We start from the raw sequence: 16,988 nt of genomic DNA, 5'->3' as shown, positions 1-16,988 counted from the left end.
GTCGCAAACCAATACAACTAAATAATGAAATACCGTGTATCCTTATATTATCAAAAAAAATTTGGTGATACAAGGTTTCTTAACTGATGCCTTTTTTAGGTGCGGTATTTTACGTGTGGGTTGCCGATAAACACACGTTAATAAACATCGTCAGGTAATGACCCTGCCAACGCAATTAAAAGGGGATAGGCTGCAAATAAACGATTCCCTTTTATCGTTCGTAGCTGAATGGTGAAAGCTACCATAAAGTGCTGTACGTTAGGATGGGTAGGGTGTTACGACACCGTAGGGCAAGCCATAAGTACCGTCTTTCTTTTCTTTGTCCTGCTTAATCGGCAGGGGGATTAACTGGTTGAAAAGCCAAAGCGTAAAATCAGAGAAGCTGGGAAACTGTCAGGGCTACTTGAAACAGTAGGATTGCTTGGAAGAAATTCCAGCGTTAAAAGGGGTGACACTGCGGATACCTTATGACTCCCAGATTCAGAAATTCACAACGCCTTTTACTTATAATGACACTTATTTATTCACTTGTCATTGTAGGTAGGCGTTTTTGTGTCCTTTCGTTTTCCTTATTTCTAGCCCGATTCAGCCAAAAAGCGTCAAACCAGTCAAGCGTAAAATATAAAAAATACCTATATTTCTGTAAGATAACTTAAATAGACTATGAGATTATAAAGAGAATAAAATACGAAAAATATGGTGCTATAAATGGAACTTTATAACATGATTATTCGTATTAAAATCATAGAGTTTGATATACTGTAAAACGGCTGTAAGGGGCTTTAAAAGGCGTTTTATAAAAGGGGGCTGTTTGATTATTAATAATAAACTTTCTAGGAAGCGGATATATCAGATTCTAGCCAGCATTTTAGTTATAGCTGCCATTGTTTTTGGGATAAGACCAGACGATGCAATGCTAGGATTTTGGGGCGGTATCATAGGCGGCATAGCTGGTGGTCTTTTTACGTACTTTGGTGTAAAACAAACATTAAATTTTGAAATGAATAAAAGTAAAATAGACGCTTTACCGCAAAAAATCCTTCATTCTGACAGTCTTATTTCTAAGTTGGATGAAGTAGCTAATAAAATATTTTTATTCAGAAGTGATTTAATTCATGTAAAGACAGAAAAGGAACTACAGAAACAAAAGACAGAAAAACTAGATTTTCTTCACTCCGCAGAGACTGAATTAAAGAATTTAGCTGTCCATATTAACGGAGAAGCATATAGAAATCTCGATAAGGCATTTTCGATTTTAATCGAAAGAGTATATGGTTTAACTGCTTATGTCGAGGATTATGAAGACAAGGGATCTGCAAAGGAGTCTTTAGAGTTTTTAGACAGTGTCCCTGATGATGTGAGGCCTTATGTTTTAGACTTTGACAGGGATTACAAAATTTTAAAAGAAATAATCGAAGCAGAGGCCTTAACTTTTGATTGGGTTAAAGAAAGAGTTGGCGAACGCTTAGATGATATGGTTGTAGAATTAGAAGATTTGGATGGATCTTTGAGAAAGTTGAAAAACAAATTTATACAAGAACTCAAATAAAACGCAAAAATCGCTATATGATGCGGTTTCTACTGTATTTAGGCGGATAAGTTGCCCGTTTACAGCTTTCTCATCGCATCATACGGCGATTCTCAAGCATCATTCTATAGGGGGATCTTTATATGGCTAAGTACAAGTATGGATTAATACTAGATACTAACGTTTTTATTCACTTATCACAGGAAAATCACTATCCAGTATATATTTACGAAACTTTTCTCCGTAACATGATTTTTAATCCAGAGATCCTTTTTATTATCCCTGAACAAGTACGGGTTGAGTGGCAACGTATTATTGCTGAAAAAGAAGAGGCTTTTATTGAACAAAATAGAAAACCTCTTCTAGATGCTTTAAAGTTCGCAAAATTCATAGAAAATCCTCAGCAGCTAGAGGATTACAATAAAGCTTTGCAGCAAGCCTTGAAAATCAAGGATAGAATCCATAAGTATGTATTTAAACAGAGAATTAAAATAATTAGTGATTTCTTGTTTAAGGATGATTTCTTCATGAAAAGGCCTAGATTTACAGTGCCAAGATCTTCCGATGTCGAGAAATTAGTTGTTGACCTTTCGCTAAATCATTCTCCACCATTTTTTGGTGATGGTAAAGGGAAAGGTAAAATTAATGAAATGGCAGATGCTATTATATTTTTTTCAGCCTGCGAATTTGCTACAAGTCATTCAGACTTATGTGACTCTTACTTTTTTATCACGGATGAAACAAACTTTTCTATGGGACCTAAACTACATGAAGAAATTGCTGGCCGTGCGACTGAAGCAAATCTTGGCTTTTATTGCAGTTTTAAAACCTTTATTGATAACCAATTAAAAGAGATAGCTGAACAATATCGAAATGTAAAACCTCAAAATTTATTTTTGAGTGATGAATACTTTAAAAATTGCGATGAGTGTGGTGGGGAAGTTCACATTAATAAAGATGGTGATTGGAAACATAGTTACCAGGGAGAATTTTGGCACTATCAGTGTAGCTGTGGACATGAATGGCATGAATTTGAAGATAGATACTAAAAAAAAACGCGACTAAACCAAAATTGGAATAGTCGCGTTTTTTATTTGCTGAATCGTTCTAAGTATTCAAGCTGATCGGCAGGCGTTTGGCGTTTGATTAGGCGTTTAACTTCATCAGCTGTTACACCTAAGTAGACATTATTGTATCGGTATTTATCAGAAAAAGAATCTGCTGATTCAATCGCTAAGTTACCGTAAACATGAGTGCGGCGACCGGCGTTTACTTCAATTTCTTGCAGCTGTATGTCAAGCTGATTGTAAACGTGTAGGATCTCCGATTCTTCGAGGATAGCTTCAACATATGCTTTTTTTACCGCCATCATCTTAGTGTACGCTTTAGTGCTGACAAGTCGCTTTTCCTCTTGAAGCAAGCGTGTTAGCATGCTGATTTCATCGGCTTTGTCTTGCTTGTACTCGTCTAATACTACTTTTAAAACGATTAGTTCTTCAGTTTTTTCTTGATGTTCGATTTCATATTTTTCTAGAGAACGTCGCAATTTTCTCTCCTGGCTGTCATCGCCAGTTAAGACTTTCTTTTTAACCGCGGCTGCAATCTCTTCAGCTTTAATGTAACGTATGTTCAAAGCTAAATCTTCTACATATTGCGTAGTTTCAGTAATACGATTTTGTATTTTTTCTAATCCTTGATGATATTCTTCGGTGAACACTGTAATTCTCTCTTTTAATTTCATGGTTATGGTCTATTCCTTTCCATCGTGAATGATAATGTGGGGGTAGTACTCGCGGAATTTCTGAATGTCCTTACGATCAATTACAGCAACGCCGTTTTTGAAATCGTAACCTAATCTTTTTCCGTTGAATCGGTGTGTTATTTTCCCTTTAGTTGTCTCTGAAACAAATGCTGGTATTTCAGCTGTCACATGCTGATTTTTAAAATAGTCTCTTATAAAGTCCATGCGTTCCTTATTCATAAGTGCCTGCCTTTCTGTTTACGATCGAGTTAATTAAGATGAGTTCAGTTGCTTCCAGGCCGTAATCAAGTAGTAGATCAAGAATGATTTCCTTTTGATAGTCCTTAAAGCTATTATTTTCGAGATGATAAAAAACATTTTGAGGGGTGCAGTTTAGTCTTGCGGCCAGGTGTCCTAGGCTTAGTTTGTATGTGTTCTTTAACGCTGTGATCGTCGCGGGATCTAGTAGCGTAATTAATGATCTTTTATCGTATGTGACCATGCGGAACCTCCAATTTTTTTGAGATAGTTACACAAAAAAGGCGGCAGCCGGTAAGGAGAAGGAGAAAAACGCAGCTACCGACGATTTTGCTGAAGAAACTGTAAATCATAAAGCGTTTCTCACTTATATAGACGCTTGGAGTAGGTTAAGTTCTACAGATTCACTTGATTTCCTCAAAATATGTCCTGTTTGTGGCCAGCTGAAAATTTAACAAAAACGTAATCTGAAATTTGTAGAACTAAGGCTATTCCAAGCGTGCTATATATTGAAATAAACAAACGCTAAACTAACGCTGGATGACGATAATAACGATACTATTTCCCTTACAGGGAAACGGATTTCGCTAAAGCTTCATCCGCAGCAAGAACTAAACCAACTAAGATCTATAGCTGCTATAACAGAAATAAATAATAGTTATTAAGTGCGTTGGATTTGCGAAGCAAAGACAATCCGGTTGAAGACCGGAATAAAGGTGAAGTTTATAGTAGGTGCGTTAGAAGGCATAAAAAATACATATATAACGAGGGTGATCTGCAGCTGTGGCGGGTTGCCCTCATTCTTTTGTTTATACGGCGGGTTAGTTTGTTAAATGATTTTAAACAAATAGGTGTGATGAATGCTGTAGTAGCGGTGAATATGCGTAGGGTTTGTTAAAGGAATTTGAACAAACATATTCAGTGGAGTTATAGGGAGTTACGAAAGCTTTCTCTTTCAACGTGGTAAAATGAATACATAAATGCAAGATATTCCTAAAAACAGAAATGGAGGAAGTATTGTTGAAATTACCGTTTAGGTTCAAAAAGACAAAAGAAGAAAAGTTGAGGGATAAAGAATTTCGAGAACAGCTAAATAGAATCATGAAAATTGCTTCAACGCCGAAAGATAAGCTGCCTTTATATGCACATACACAGAGTAGAGATGTATTAAAAAAAAGATTTCGTGTAATCAATGGCGGAAAATCGAATTGATAATAGGATAATTGAATATATAAAGCTTTCCACTCTCCAACCCTATCGCTTTCTAGTGAGGGTCTTTTTTTGTTTAAAGCACATAAGCTGCAACACTTTATTTTTCCGAAATTTTGACGATATAAAAGAAAAGTATAGGTTTAGCTACGTAAAGTTAGCCGGAAATGTCAGGTTAAAAATATCCTTCAGGGAAGTAAAGATGTTTTAACAGGGTTGGTAAGATAGGCGTCTGCCATGTTGTGACATTTTTGTGTTTGTTTTTACACTTTATGGTTTCTAGTATTGTAATTTGGTCATCATTAAAAATTGGAGGTTAAGTTTAAAATGAAAATGAATAAATTATATAGAGGTATCGCAATAGCAGGATTAAGTTTTAGTTTAATGCTGGTAGGTTGTTCATCAAACACATACGGACTTACACGTGAAGAGTATAAACTTGTTGATGAGTATTATGAAGCAGATAAAATGGTAGAGGATATGACAAGAGACGGCTATAGTGATGAAGATATTGAAAGAGAGTTAAGGGCTGCATTAGCCCAAGTTAAACTTGAAACGGGACAATGAGGATTTGTAAATTATCTAAGACTGTCAATAGATAGTCTTTTTTTGTTTGTGTAGTGCCGTAACTTATAAATTAAACCAATAAAGGGCATAAAGAAGGCTGCCAATAGGCAGTCTTATTCTTAAATTAAAGCGTTACGTTAGCAGAACTAGTAGGCTTTTTATTTTCAAATAAAAGAAGAGGTTGTAGAAAAATTATTTTTAATATGTAGTAAATTTGCTTAGTCAAAAAACCGTCCCTAAATCGAAATGTTAATGTAAGGGACGGTTTAGTAATAATCTAATTATTTCTTTTGCGAATGTTGCCTAACTAATTCTGAGTAAACGCCAATTAATAATTCTGCGGTAAACACATGCACATTAATGGCTAATATTGTATATAAGTGTTCCGGTTCGGCATTGAACATTTTCATTTGATAGGCAAAGTACTCTTTATTCGCGATAATAAAATCGTCATATTTCGAATAGTTCTGTTTTTTAAGAAACCGGTCAAACTGATCACCAAATAAAATTTTCGCTACCTCATTACTATCGTTACCAGCTGTTGCCATAGCGTCGATAAGTTGTCCTTGTGAAACTCTATGTTCTACCTCGGTATTCATTTCAGTGATTATATAATCCAATGTGTCTCCAAAAGATTTTGCTTTTTTAGATACAAGCTTAATTTTGTACTGAAACGGTCTTTTTAGTTCATCTCCAAAGTAAGTGGCTGAAAGGTTATGTGGATCATGGGCGTATAGTTGATAAGTCAGTCCCATTCTAGAAGTCCCTCCTGATTCTCTCGGTGAATTAAGTTTTATTAGCAGGTGAGGCATAAGCCCCACTGATTAATTATTCATTGCTTTCATTTGTTCATCGTAAACGAACTTTGCTGTCATCATGTCGTTAGGGAAGTCAGCAATTGCATTTTCGATAATCCGTACTTCGGCATCGCTAGTCGGTACAATAGCCACCATCGCCTCATATGCAGAATCTTGTTCTTCTACTACAAAGTCCTGTGTCATGTAATCGTCTGGAAAATCCGTTTCAGCCTGTTTCTTTACATTAGCCATGAATTCGTCTTTGTTAATCTTAGTGGCCGGGTTTTCAAAAGCTGGTGCAGTTACTTCGGCTGGTTCTGCTACAGGTTCTTCGGCTGATACTTCCTCAGTGGCTTCACCGTCACCGACTTGTCCATCTTCGTTAACGTCAGTGCCTACCAGTTCCTCACCGTCTTCTATAACCGCATCCACTTCTCTAAGCTGTTCAAGTTTCTCTCTTGATTCTTTTGCTTCGTCCACGAACGGTTCAGCAGTTTCTGTTTCTGTTTCCCCAGAATTAGCAACGGCCCCAATGAAAAAAATAGCAAGTACCCATACCCACCATTTTTTGTACAATGGTTTTTTTACTTTCACCTTAGTCATAATACCTATCCCTCATTCTATGTATGGATTTAAGCACCCAAATTTAGTAATTTAAGTACCTAAATTAGCCTAACATATTTCCAGATTTATTTAATTAATCAAAAATTACCTTTAGAGAAAGTAATTATAAGAATAACCGAAAATTTTCATGAGGGAATGAGTGCTTAATATTAGTTAACTACCCACTTATTAAAAGTTATATGCGTTAGGATGGCCCTTAGAAAACATTTATTGTTACTAAAACCGGTGCATACATTTTACGTATGCTAGAATCATGTCCTATAACTAGCCAATGACCCTATATCTCCTTATTATTCTAGTTTCTTGTAGTAAAGCCGAATGCATGGGAGGGACATAATGCTGTCATCCGACAGACTTACAACAACTATTTCTAGTTATTCATGTATCTAAGAAGTCCCATTCATCTCCTAATACCCAACGGAGTGCAGAAAGTTTTCCATTCAACATTCCCCATTCAAAATCATCATATGGCCCTAAGTTTTCTCTTCCGTACTTCTCTTGAACTCTTTTAGCTGCTGCAAGGGCATCAGCCCAAATTTTTGGATCGACGGTGTCTAGGCCGTTTTCAACTTTGTATTTTAAAACTAAGTGCCGTTCATGCCATATCTTATCAAAGAGTTCTTCTATTATTTCCGAAATCATATCGTTTGTTCGAACTTCAAAAGGTTCATAGTCATCCTCTCCAGACTCTTCTCCTTGTTTATTTGTGAATTCCATGAATTTTTCCAGTCTTTCTAACGTATCAGCCATGTGTTTGTACTGCAGATCACGCTTAGCAAAAAAGGAAAGTTGTTCTTCGATAGTTAATCCTATATCTAGGAATTCTAATCGAATTCCGTAATTACTCGGACTGTCTAATATCGCAGCAATCCTATCCAAATGAAAAATCTCTACTGGGTGTTGAGTTGAATTTTTCAGAGTTGATCTTTCTGATAGACTGAGTTCTTGGTTTGTTATAAAGGCTAAACCATCAACACCATTTGCATCTACACCTTGAAGATCATTCAAAAATTTATTCTTTATAGTATTAAAAGTTTTCTGTCCTCTCGGGAAATAACAACCTGCTACCTATTTATCATCATCTTTGGTACAGATGATGTCCTTGATTCCGTCCGGCCCTCCTAATGGATGAGAAGGATCAATGGATTCAAAACCCTCTGAGTTTAAAATATGGCCAGCCAACCTTTCTGCAGCCGTTTGTCCCTTTGTCCATTCGCGAAGACGGTTCCAAGTTTCATCTCCGTTTATTCTTCTTCTGTCTGTTGTCATATTCTCACCAGCTTTTTTCTTTTTCTAAAGCATGCCATATGCAAATGAAGATTTAAAGAAATAACAACCAATAAAATGAACAGAAAGAAACATTATCCACCAGTCTTGAATAGGTATTTTCATCATTCCCTAAAAGTATAGAAAAAGGGAAACGGCGGCCAGGCTTGATTTTATTGACTTTAACTCTTCCCTTAATCCATTCCCTAAATTATAATAGCTGTAAAGTAAGAAAAAAGGGATGATCTTATATGATTTATGGATATGCACGTGTAAGTACACAAGATCAGAATTTAGATACTCAAATTGAAAAGCTGAAATCTTATAAGTGTGATGTGATCGTAGAGGAAAAGTTCACCGGATCTACTTTAAAAAGACCGAAATTAGAAAAGTTACTGAATGATATGGCAGCTGGCGATAAATTAATTATTACTAGGGTTGATAGACTTGGCCGGAATACAAGAGAGTTATTGGATCTAGTCGCAGATCTTCAGCAAAGAGATATTTCACTTTACATAATTGAATTAGGAATTGAAGCCACTCACAGAAATGGAAAAATGTTTTTGACCATCCTTTCTGCACTTGCAGAAAATGAACGGGAATTGCTTGCTGAAAAAAGAACTGCCGGAATACAACTAGCAAAGGAAAAAGGCATAAAGCTAGGACGGAAAGGAAAAGCAAAAGGTCAGGTGGAACATGCTTTAGATCTTTGGAAAGAAGGAAAGCACACTATTAAAGAAATAGAATCTAGAACAGGTGTCGGAAAGTCAATTCTGTATAGAGAAATCAGTAAAAGAGAATTAAAAAGAACTATCTGATAGTAATGTCGTATTCTCTAATGGAATACGCGGTTTCCGTTCATTTAACAGGGCTTTTTCCGGTGAATATCCGGCATTATCCCGCAAATAAAACCGCGTATTCCCAAAAGGGAGTATATACCGAAGTACATAGCAGCTACACCAGGGCCAAAGGCAAAGGGACCGAAGCACCGAAGCACACAGCACCCAGGCCGAAGGACCAAGCACCAGGACCAGGGCCAAGCACACAGCAACCAGGGCAAGGGCACAGGCACCAAGCACAGGCAAGGGCAAGCAAGGCAAGGCGAAGGCCAAGCACACAGCACACAGCAAGGCGAAGCACACAGCAAGCCCACGCAAGCCAGCCGCGAAGCAAGCCGAAGCACAAGCAAGCCGAAGCGGGCCGGGAGAGGGGCACACCACACCAAAAATTGACGGAGATCAGCCGCCGCAAAAAAGGGGGGGCCACACGGGGGGCCACCGTACCCGGACCCCGCAAAAGCCGTTTGAAAAATTTTTATAATATTTTTTTAAACTTTCGTAGGTAAATCACTGGAACTCTTTCTATCTTGCTGTTTATTTAACGGCGAAAGGTAAACCAATATTTAATGAAATACTATAATAACGGTAGACAATAGCCTAAATATAAGCTATATTTTTCACATAAAAGTATCGATGATATCGCTTGCTGCTGGTGTAGCCCTCGGATTTTTCATCGCACGCCGTTACATGATGGATTACTTAAAGAAAAATCCACCGATTAACGAACAAATGCTGCGTATGATGATGATGCAAATGGGTATGAAACCATCACAAAAGAAAATCAACCAAATGATGGCACAAATGAACAAGATGGAGAAGAAGTAAAACGCTTCTACATCAAGGCTTTGGACGGTTTTTAAGCCAGTTTAATGCGTTGTTCATTTATATGTTTTGTGGAAAAGGTGAAACCTTCTTTGCAAAAATGAGCAAAATTCGGTTGATTTTTCATAAAAACTAAGATAGCCGCCTTTTTCTGGTGAAAGATACACCAAAAGAGGCGGTTTTTTGTGTTGTTAGAAATACTATGGGAGAGTGTGACTTTCACTGGGCCCTTAAAGGCTATACGAAAAAAAGACGATAAACAAACGCCAGGAATAAAAGCAGCTAAAGGGATTTCTCGAGAAAAGGCGTGGGATACAACAACTCAATAAATAGAATCCACACAGATGATTTGAGGGTATACATTCGCTTTAAGTAGCAGAGAGGCTTACAACCGCAAAGTGTAGATCAACGGCTAAGATGATTACGGCTTTTTTTAATTGGTACATTAATAAGGATATTAAAATGAAAATCAATGCGGAAAATGGAGTTGCCAAAAGCAATAAAAAAAATAATGGAAGAGTTCAGCGCTGATGAAGTTTTCGGTATGATTTAGTCGTTTGATTACTTTTTTATCAAAACAAAAGGCGAGAAATAAAACTATTATTGCTATGCTGGCTTAGGGCAATGGAGATCAGAACACTCCCTTGTTTAAATGTAAGATAATATGGTACTATTAAAGTTTAATAGAAATTTTGAAGCGAAATGAGGAAACGATAATTGAGCATCCTAACCGTAACAGATTTAAGTCATGATTTTGGCGATCGCGTTATTTTTCAAAACGTATCTTTTCGTTTGTTAAAAGGGGAACATATTGGATTAGTTGGCGCTAATGGCGAAGGCAAATCGACGTTTATGAATATTATTACCGGACAAATTCAGGCGGATGATGGAAAAATTGAATGGTCCAAAAATCAGCGGGTCGGTTATCTTGACCAGCATGCTGTTTTAGAAAAAGGAAAAACGATTCGTGATGTCCTGAAAACAGCTTTTCAATATTTATTTGACATGGAAGCAACTATTAATCATATTTACGGCCAAATGGCCGATGTAAGTCCAGAAGAAATGGAAAAAATGCTCGATGAAGTTGGAACGCTTCAAGATACACTGACAACTAATGATTTTTACACCATTGATGCAAAAGTGGAAGAAGTCGCGAGAGGACTCGGCTTAGATGGGATAGGGCTTGAAAAAGATGTGTATGATTTAAGCGGGGGGCAGCGGACAAAAGTTCTTCTGGCTAAGCTTCTTCTTGAAAAACCTGATATTTTACTCCTCGATGAGCCAACCAACTATTTGGATGAAGTGCATATTGAATGGTTAAAACGCTATTTGCTGGACTATGAAAATGCGTTCCTTCTAATCTCCCATGATATTCCTTTTTTAAACAGCGTTGTGAATATTATTTATCATTTGGAAAACAAAGAACTAACCCGCTATGTCGGAGACTACCATAACTTTTTAAAAGTTTATGAAGCAAAAAAACTTCAAGTAGAGGCAGCCGCTAAAAAGCAGCAACAGGAAATCGCCAACTTAAAAGATTTTGTAGCGAGAAACAAAGCACGTGCTTCAACAAGCAGCCTGGCGATGTCCCGGCAAAAAAAGCTGGATAAAATGGATATTATTGAAGTGGCAGGAGACCGGCCAAAGCCTGATTTCCGTTTTAAAGAAGCAAGAACATCCGGGAAGCTAATTTTCCAAACGGAAAAGTTAGTGATCGGCTACGATAACCCACTTTCCAAGCCGCTTGACCTTTCGATGGACCGCGGCCAAAAAATTGCTTTGGTCGGGGCAAACGGAATCGGAAAAACCACTTTGTTAAAAAGCATACTCGGTGAAATCAACCCTCTTTCCGGAAGCGTAGAGCGGGGAGACTATCAGTATATCGGTTATTTTGAGCAAGAAGTAAAAAAAGAAAACAATAACACGTGCATTGAAGAAGTGCTGAATGAATTTCCGAGTTTAACGCAAGGCGAAGTCCGGGCGGCATTAGCAAGATGCGGATTAACAAGAAAACACATTGAAAGTAAAATATCCGTACTGAGCGGCGGCGAAAAAGCAAAAGTGCGGCTTTGTAAACTGATGAACCGGGAAAGCAATGTTCTCGTTTTTGACGAACCGACCAACCATTTGGATGTTGATGCAAAAAATGAATTAAAGCGGTCGCTTAAAGAGTACAAAGGAAGCATCCTCTTGATTTCCCATGAGCCTGAGTTTTATCAGGACATTGCTACAGACATTTGGAATGTGGAATCCTGGACAACAAAACAAGTGCAAAATACGTAACAGCAGTGCAGCTTTCTTTATTACAAAAGGCCAGGTCAGCTTCTATACTGATCCGGTCTTTTTTAAAGTAAACTCCTTGCTCCGCTCGCCTCAAATGAGAAAGTTGAAATACCGAAAGCGCCAAAAAGGAGAATGACCGGTTTTGAAGCCCAAGACATCTATAAGATGATAGAAGCATTTAGCTATAAAAGCTATCATGAAGCCCGTAATAAAGCGATTATTGAAATGATGGCAGATTGCGGATTGAGAGGAATGGAAATACGAACATTACCCTTCAATAACGTTGAGGATACAAAATATTAATTCGCGGTAAAGGCGGGAAAGACCGTGTTGCTTATATCAGTCCGGCACTAAAGAAAATTCTTACCAAATATGAGCCATGGGGAAGGAGTTTTTTATTAGATGCTGTTCACCAAACGGAAACCAAGATTTATAGGGGAACAATCGTAAACAGGATAGAACCTCTTCCTGAGGGAGCTTTTGTTGAACTGAGCAACGGGATTCCCGGCCAGTATAATCTGCTTCTCGGTTCAGACGGTGCCAATTCCGTTGTACACAAAATGATATTTGGCGATGTGTCTCAACAAGATTGCGAGGGGGTCTGGCGCTGTACTCTTCCGCGTTCAAAAATCTGGCTAGAGGCCTTTTCTATTACGGTCGTAAAGCAAAAGCAGGCTTCGGCCCTATGTCTGACGATAAAATGTACCTGCTGGTCACCACACCCGAACCAGGAAACCCTAAAATGCCTGCAGATCGATTGCATACTTTGCTGAAAAAACGAATTTCTGAGTTTGGAGGCATTATAAAAAGAATATGCAGATCAAATAATAGATCCTTCACAAGTCGTTTATCGGCCGATATTCAGCCATCTTATTTCGGGGCCTTGGAATAAAGGAAGAGTATTGCTAGTTGGCGATGCAGCTCACGGAACAGCGCTGCATATAGGTCAGGGAGCATCACTTGCCATTGAAGATGTGATTGTACTGGTTGAGCTTCTGAAGAGAAATCTACCTGTAGAAAATACACTAAATCAATTTATGCAGGAACGATTTGAGTGGAGCAGGCTGATAGTAGAAAACTACGACCAATTGGTGAGATGGGAACTGGATGCTTGGAAAGGAAACATGCAGAAAGAAGTAAACATCACTGATCTTGTCAATGAAACATTAGCTGAGATGAGTAGGATCATTATTTCAAAGTTAAGTACCCTATAGGATATAGTTTATTATCTAGATGCAGGTTATTAATTTTCCGTAGAACAGGAAATGATTAAGCTTACATTCAGCGTTAATAATAACTCACTCAAAACCTTTAAATAGCTTGCAGACAAAGTCTTTTAATTATACAGGGCGGTGTTTGTAAGCTTTTTATTGTACAGTAAGTAAAATGTATCGAGAATTATTCTTTTGTAAACAACGTATTGTTAAATTTAATTTGTATGCTTAAGATTCCGATAGAAAATAATCAAAAAGTTATTAAGTACACTTTTGCTGTTGCTGAGGTATCCGCACCCAAAAGATTTTTCGTGGTAAAGTTCTGACAAATTGTTATAGGAATCCAAAAAAACCCTACTTATTTGTGTAAATATAACTATCTTTCTCAATAAATGTTTATTATATGACGGGCTGGAAATAATAAAAAGGCAGAAAATATTTACTATTTAAAAAACAGGATTTTTAGGTAAAGAGTTTTTAGACTTTGAAAGAATGAAAGTACCTCAGTTGAAACGAGAAAAAAGGTTGTATCACTGCTATAAAAAAGGAGGGGAAATAATGAAACTATATATCTGCACACCTTGCAACGGCAACGGATGCCATCATTGTAACGGAACTGGGTATTATAAAAATGATAGAAAATAATTGTGAAAGAGAAGGAGCAGGAGCTTTGGTCTGTGTGCCAGAGCTTTTTTATTTAATTTCAGATACGGACAAAATCTTAACCGCAGTTTCATGCCAGCAGTAAAATCATTTTTTCTCATATGTCCATTCAGAATTATCTGGATCAAGGGGAGAATGACAACAATGTCATTTATTTTTAAACCTGAAAAATGTATAACCCCGTCCTAAAATTAGAACAGGGTTAAAATAAAGCTGTTGTTTAATTGTTGATAAGAAAACTTCACTGAACAACTATTTCGATGTAAAATTAATTCTGCACTATCTGAATAAGGTTGCCGCATGTATCGTCGAAGACAGCTATTGTGACTTCGCCCATTTTTGTGGGCTCTATAGTAAACTTTACGCCGTTTTCCACTAATCGTTCATACTCTTTACGAATATCTGCAACGCCAAACATTGTTGCTGGGATACCTTCGGCAAATATCTTCCTTTGATATTCTTGCGCAGCCGGATGGACATTCGGTTCGAGCAAAAGCTCGGTACCGTCTTGATCACCGGGAGAAACAAGCGTTATCCACCTAAATTCTCCGGTGGGAACGTCGTGCTTTTTTACAAAGCCCAGTGTTTCTGTATAAAACTCAAGTGCCTTGTCTTGATCTTGTACGAATAAACTGGTAACAATGATTTTCATACTGTTTTTGCCTCCTTTGATAGTTGCTAAGTATGATGATGCCTTGCTAACAAGCTGGCTGCAAGCAAAACATCCCAACATTCGTCAGAAGTTCCATTTTAAATTATTTGATTGAGTGTTACCTGCGATCTAAAAAGAAGTTCGAATGAACGCAAAGTGAGGCAATATCTTAAAGTTTGATTCATATATTTTCTTGTAGAATGTACTTGGGCGAGCCGTCACAGTTAGGCTGCTTTTTCACAATGCAGCTGCTCCGTCTCACCATCTTCATTTGTAAACTGTGTAACAAAGTCATAATAAAACCGTTTTTCTCCTGTGAAATTGTAAACACCACATTGAAACAGCAGTGCTGCTTCCTCTTCTCCATCTACTTTTTCTTTTCCAAAAGCTTTAAATCCTTCCCGCCCATGTACAATAGCTGTAGAGTTTTCACCAATTTTTTAGATATGGCTTTGTTTCTTCTATTTTCATTATTAATTCACTCCATGTTATATTGGAATTTATCGCATTATCGGCCAGAAGACTCCTTCAAACTGCTCCGCAATTGTATGAGTAAAAGCTGAAATGTGTATGGAGAAATGAATGAAATCAAAGCGGCAGTAGAGACGCCGCCAATATCTGGATCTGAAGATTTTGCTTACTATTTGGGGAAGATCCCTGGTAATATGTTTTATTGGAGCAAAGCGGGCGGAGGTCCAGTTCATCCTCATCATCCTACATTCACCATTAACGAAGACAGCTTGCTCATTGCAGCAAAAGCAATGGCAGGTGTTGCAGAATATTTGGGGCCAGAATAAAGTAAACAAAGGGACGTTCTTCATGCTTCAAGCGTGGGAGCCGTCTTTTTTAAAGGAGTGATCACATGTCTTTTACAAGCCTAAAAGAATTAATTGAACAAGCAGAGAAGGAAAAAACAACAATTTCGGAATTGATGATCAAAACTGAGATGGAACAGAAAGGTTATTCTAGAGAGACGATCATCACAAAAATGTCGGAACAATTTACGGTAATGGAAGAGGCTGTCCGGAAAGGGACAATGAGTCCTGTTATGTCCCGAACTGGTTTGACGGGTGGAGATGGAAACCGTCTTTATCAGTATGCAAAAAACGGGAACTCATTTGTCAATCCTACAACATTAAATGCTGCCGCAAATGCGCTGGCGGTATCGGAAGTAAATGCGGCAATGGGGCGGATTGTAGCGACGCCAACAGCCGGTTCAGCGGGAATCTTGCCAGCCGTACTTGTTCACGCCCTTGACAGCGGAAACTTCACCCGTGAGCAGATTATACAGTCGATATTTACTGCTTCTGCTCTCGGTTTAGTCATTGCCAATAAAGCTTCGATATCGGGGGCTGCCGGCGGATGCCAGGCTGAAGTCGGGTCAGCAACCGGAATGGCAGCTGGAACATTAGTTGAGCTTGCCGGCGGAACACCGGCACAGGTAGGAAATGCCGTTGGAATTACTCTGAAAAATTCACTCGGATTGGTTTGTGATCCAGTTGCTGGTCTGGTGGAAATACCTTGCATCATTCGCAACGGTTTACATGCCATTACAGCGCAAGCTGCAGCAGATATGGCTCTGGCGGGGGTAACAAGCATCATTCTTCCAGATGAAGTGATCCATGTTATGCATGAAGTTGGGCAGCAGATGCCCGAATCATTAAGAGAAACCGGAATAGGGGGTCTTGCCGGAACTCCGACAGGGCAAAAATTAAAAGAACAGATTCTCGGTGAAAAAACGAGTAGTTGTGGGCCAGCGAAATACGAAAGTGCCTATGAAATTATCGGTCCTATAATGGTTGGCCCTTCAAGTTCTCATACAGCCGGAGCTGTCCGAATCGGTAACATTGCCCGCCAGCTATTAAATGAGAATCCTTTATATGTAAATTTCTCGCTAATGGGCTCCTTTGCCAAAACCTATCAGGGCCATGGGACAGATCTAGCTCTATTAGCAGGTGTTCTTGGGTTAACGACAATGGATGATGGCATTCCAAACGCCAAAGAACTCGCTAATGAAAAAGGATTACAATACGAATTCACAAAACGGGTGCTTGGAAGTTATCATCCAAATACTGTTCTCGTGGAACTGACAGGACCTTCCCGTACTGTAAAGGTATTAGCCAGTTCTTTAGGCGGTGGTAAAGTGGAGGTTCAGGAATTTAATGATTATCCATTAAAGTTTTCAGGAGAACGGCCAACACTTGTGATACGTCATACCGATAAAAAAGGAGTTATTGCCGACTTATCCGGATTTCTCTATCAAAATGGATATAACATCGCCCGTATGGCTAATGAACGTTCGAAAATTAATGGTGAGGCCATAACGATTTGTGAAATCGATAACAAACTCGAAGAAACTTTTCTATCTTTACTAAAAAAAGAAATTCCGATTATTAACGAAATTGGCTTGGTTCAAACTAAGTAGTTGACTAGCAAGTGCCCAATATGACGAAAATGAGTCAAAGAAAACAGCGAAAAGAATCCGGCATACTATTGAACAAGCAGCCTGAAACAGCTATGGTATA

At 38.3% G+C, this 16,988-nt stretch carries 18 protein-coding genes and 1 pseudogene; 12 read left to right on the top strand and 7 right to left on the bottom strand.

Going from position 1 to position 16,988, the window contains the following annotated elements; all coding sequences use genetic code 11:
• Window positions 1–811 precede the first annotated feature (811 nt).
• The gene (locus tag L2D08_RS06975) at window positions 812–1,549 is read left to right on the top strand and encodes a hypothetical protein (RefSeq protein WP_242233032.1); all 738 of its coding nucleotides are present in this window, start codon (window positions 812–814) and stop codon (window positions 1,547–1,549) included.
• A gap of 122 nt (window positions 1,550–1,671) precedes the next feature.
• Entirely contained in the window at window positions 1,672–2,577 is a 906-nt protein-coding gene (locus tag L2D08_RS06970) for a hypothetical protein (protein ID WP_242233031.1), read from the top strand.
• Between the two features lie 41 nt (window positions 2,578–2,618).
• Here L2D08_RS06970 and L2D08_RS06965 read toward each other — a convergent pair whose 3' ends face one another.
• A complete protein-coding gene (locus L2D08_RS06965; RefSeq protein WP_242233030.1) occupies window positions 2,619–3,269 on the bottom strand; it encodes a hypothetical protein in 651 nt (216 codons plus the stop codon).
• A gap of 9 nt (window positions 3,270–3,278) precedes the next feature.
• Window positions 3,279–3,509: a hypothetical protein gene (locus tag L2D08_RS06960; RefSeq protein ID WP_242233029.1), complete on the bottom strand. Its 231-nt coding sequence runs from the start codon at window positions 3,507–3,509 to the stop codon at window positions 3,279–3,281.
• Window positions 3,510–4,547: 1,038 nt separating this feature from the next.
• Between L2D08_RS06960 and L2D08_RS06955 the strand changes: the two genes are divergently transcribed.
• Window positions 4,548–4,739, top strand: coding sequence for a hypothetical protein (locus L2D08_RS06955; RefSeq protein WP_242233028.1), 192 nt, complete (start codon window positions 4,548–4,550; stop codon window positions 4,737–4,739).
• 324 nt (window positions 4,740–5,063) lie between these two features.
• Window positions 5,064–5,303, top strand: a complete 240-nt coding sequence (locus L2D08_RS06950; RefSeq protein ID WP_242233027.1) for a hypothetical protein — start codon at window positions 5,064–5,066, stop codon at window positions 5,301–5,303.
• Between the two features lie 281 nt (window positions 5,304–5,584).
• On the opposite strand, the gene L2D08_RS06945 is transcribed toward L2D08_RS06950, so the two are convergent.
• From L2D08_RS06945 to L2D08_RS06930, 4 genes are all read right to left on the bottom strand, one after another.
• The gene (locus L2D08_RS06945; protein ID WP_242233026.1) at window positions 5,585–6,058 is read right to left on the bottom strand and encodes a hypothetical protein; all 474 of its coding nucleotides are present in this window, start codon (window positions 6,056–6,058) and stop codon (window positions 5,585–5,587) included.
• A gap of 69 nt (window positions 6,059–6,127) precedes the next feature.
• Window positions 6,128–6,703, bottom strand: a complete 576-nt coding sequence (locus L2D08_RS06940; protein WP_242233025.1) for a hypothetical protein — start codon at window positions 6,701–6,703, stop codon at window positions 6,128–6,130.
• Window positions 6,704–7,102: 399 nt separating this feature from the next.
• Complete coding sequence (locus L2D08_RS06935; RefSeq protein WP_242233024.1) at window positions 7,103–7,732, bottom strand: hypothetical protein; 630 nt, start codon at window positions 7,730–7,732, stop codon at window positions 7,103–7,105.
• Between the two features lie 60 nt (window positions 7,733–7,792).
• Entirely contained in the window at window positions 7,793–7,993 is a 201-nt protein-coding gene (locus L2D08_RS06930) for a hypothetical protein (RefSeq protein WP_242233023.1), read from the bottom strand.
• Window positions 7,994–8,241: 248 nt separating this feature from the next.
• Between L2D08_RS06930 and L2D08_RS06925 the strand changes: the two genes are divergently transcribed.
• The 5 genes from L2D08_RS06925 to L2D08_RS06905 all read left to right on the top strand — a co-directional run bounded on the left by L2D08_RS06925 (window position 8,242) and on the right by L2D08_RS06905 (window position 13,148).
• The gene (locus tag L2D08_RS06925) at window positions 8,242–8,808 is read left to right on the top strand and encodes a recombinase family protein (RefSeq protein ID WP_242233022.1); all 567 of its coding nucleotides are present in this window, start codon (window positions 8,242–8,244) and stop codon (window positions 8,806–8,808) included.
• A 654-nt stretch (window positions 8,809–9,462) separates the two neighbouring features.
• Window positions 9,463–9,654, top strand: a complete 192-nt coding sequence (locus tag L2D08_RS06920; RefSeq protein ID WP_242233021.1) for a YneF family protein — start codon at window positions 9,463–9,465, stop codon at window positions 9,652–9,654.
• Between the two features lie 714 nt (window positions 9,655–10,368).
• Window positions 10,369–11,934, top strand: coding sequence for an ABC-F family ATP-binding cassette domain-containing protein (locus L2D08_RS06915; RefSeq protein ID WP_242233020.1), 1,566 nt, complete (start codon window positions 10,369–10,371; stop codon window positions 11,932–11,934).
• Window positions 11,935–12,066: 132 nt separating this feature from the next.
• Window positions 12,067–12,237, top strand: coding sequence for a site-specific integrase (locus L2D08_RS06910; RefSeq protein WP_242233019.1), 171 nt, complete (start codon window positions 12,067–12,069; stop codon window positions 12,235–12,237).
• A 521-nt stretch (window positions 12,238–12,758) separates the two neighbouring features.
• The gene (locus tag L2D08_RS06905) at window positions 12,759–13,148 is read left to right on the top strand and encodes an FAD-dependent monooxygenase (protein ID WP_309241335.1); all 390 of its coding nucleotides are present in this window, start codon (window positions 12,759–12,761) and stop codon (window positions 13,146–13,148) included.
• 931 nt (window positions 13,149–14,079) lie between these two features.
• Here L2D08_RS06905 and L2D08_RS06900 read toward each other — a convergent pair.
• On the bottom strand, window positions 14,080–14,463 hold the full coding sequence (locus L2D08_RS06900) for a VOC family protein (protein WP_242233017.1): 384 nt from the start codon (window positions 14,461–14,463) through the stop codon (window positions 14,080–14,082).
• 578 nt (window positions 14,464–15,041) lie between these two features.
• Between L2D08_RS06900 and L2D08_RS06895 the strand changes: the two genes are divergently transcribed.
• From L2D08_RS06895 to sdaAB, 3 genes and pseudogenes are all read left to right on the top strand, one after another.
• Window positions 15,042–15,260, top strand: coding sequence for a M20/M25/M40 family metallo-hydrolase (locus L2D08_RS06895; protein ID WP_242233016.1), 219 nt, complete (start codon window positions 15,042–15,044; stop codon window positions 15,258–15,260).
• A gap of 65 nt (window positions 15,261–15,325) precedes the next feature.
• A pseudogene (gene sdaAA, locus L2D08_RS06890) lies at window positions 15,326–16,195 on the top strand (L-serine ammonia-lyase, iron-sulfur-dependent, subunit alpha); the annotation flags it as partial.
• Window positions 16,187–16,888, top strand: coding sequence for an L-serine ammonia-lyase, iron-sulfur-dependent subunit beta (gene sdaAB, locus L2D08_RS06885; protein WP_309241334.1), 702 nt, complete (start codon window positions 16,187–16,189; stop codon window positions 16,886–16,888). The pseudogene sdaAA and the gene sdaAB, both read left to right, overlap by 9 nt.
• Window positions 16,889–16,988 lie beyond the last annotated feature (100 nt).

It is taken from the genome of Domibacillus sp. PGB-M46 (genome assembly GCF_022668875.1).
Lineage (GTDB): Bacteria > Bacillota > Bacilli > Bacillales > Domibacillaceae > Domibacillus.
The sequence above is the reverse complement of the archived record's forward strand: the minus strand, read 5'-3'. Positions and strand labels throughout refer to the sequence as shown.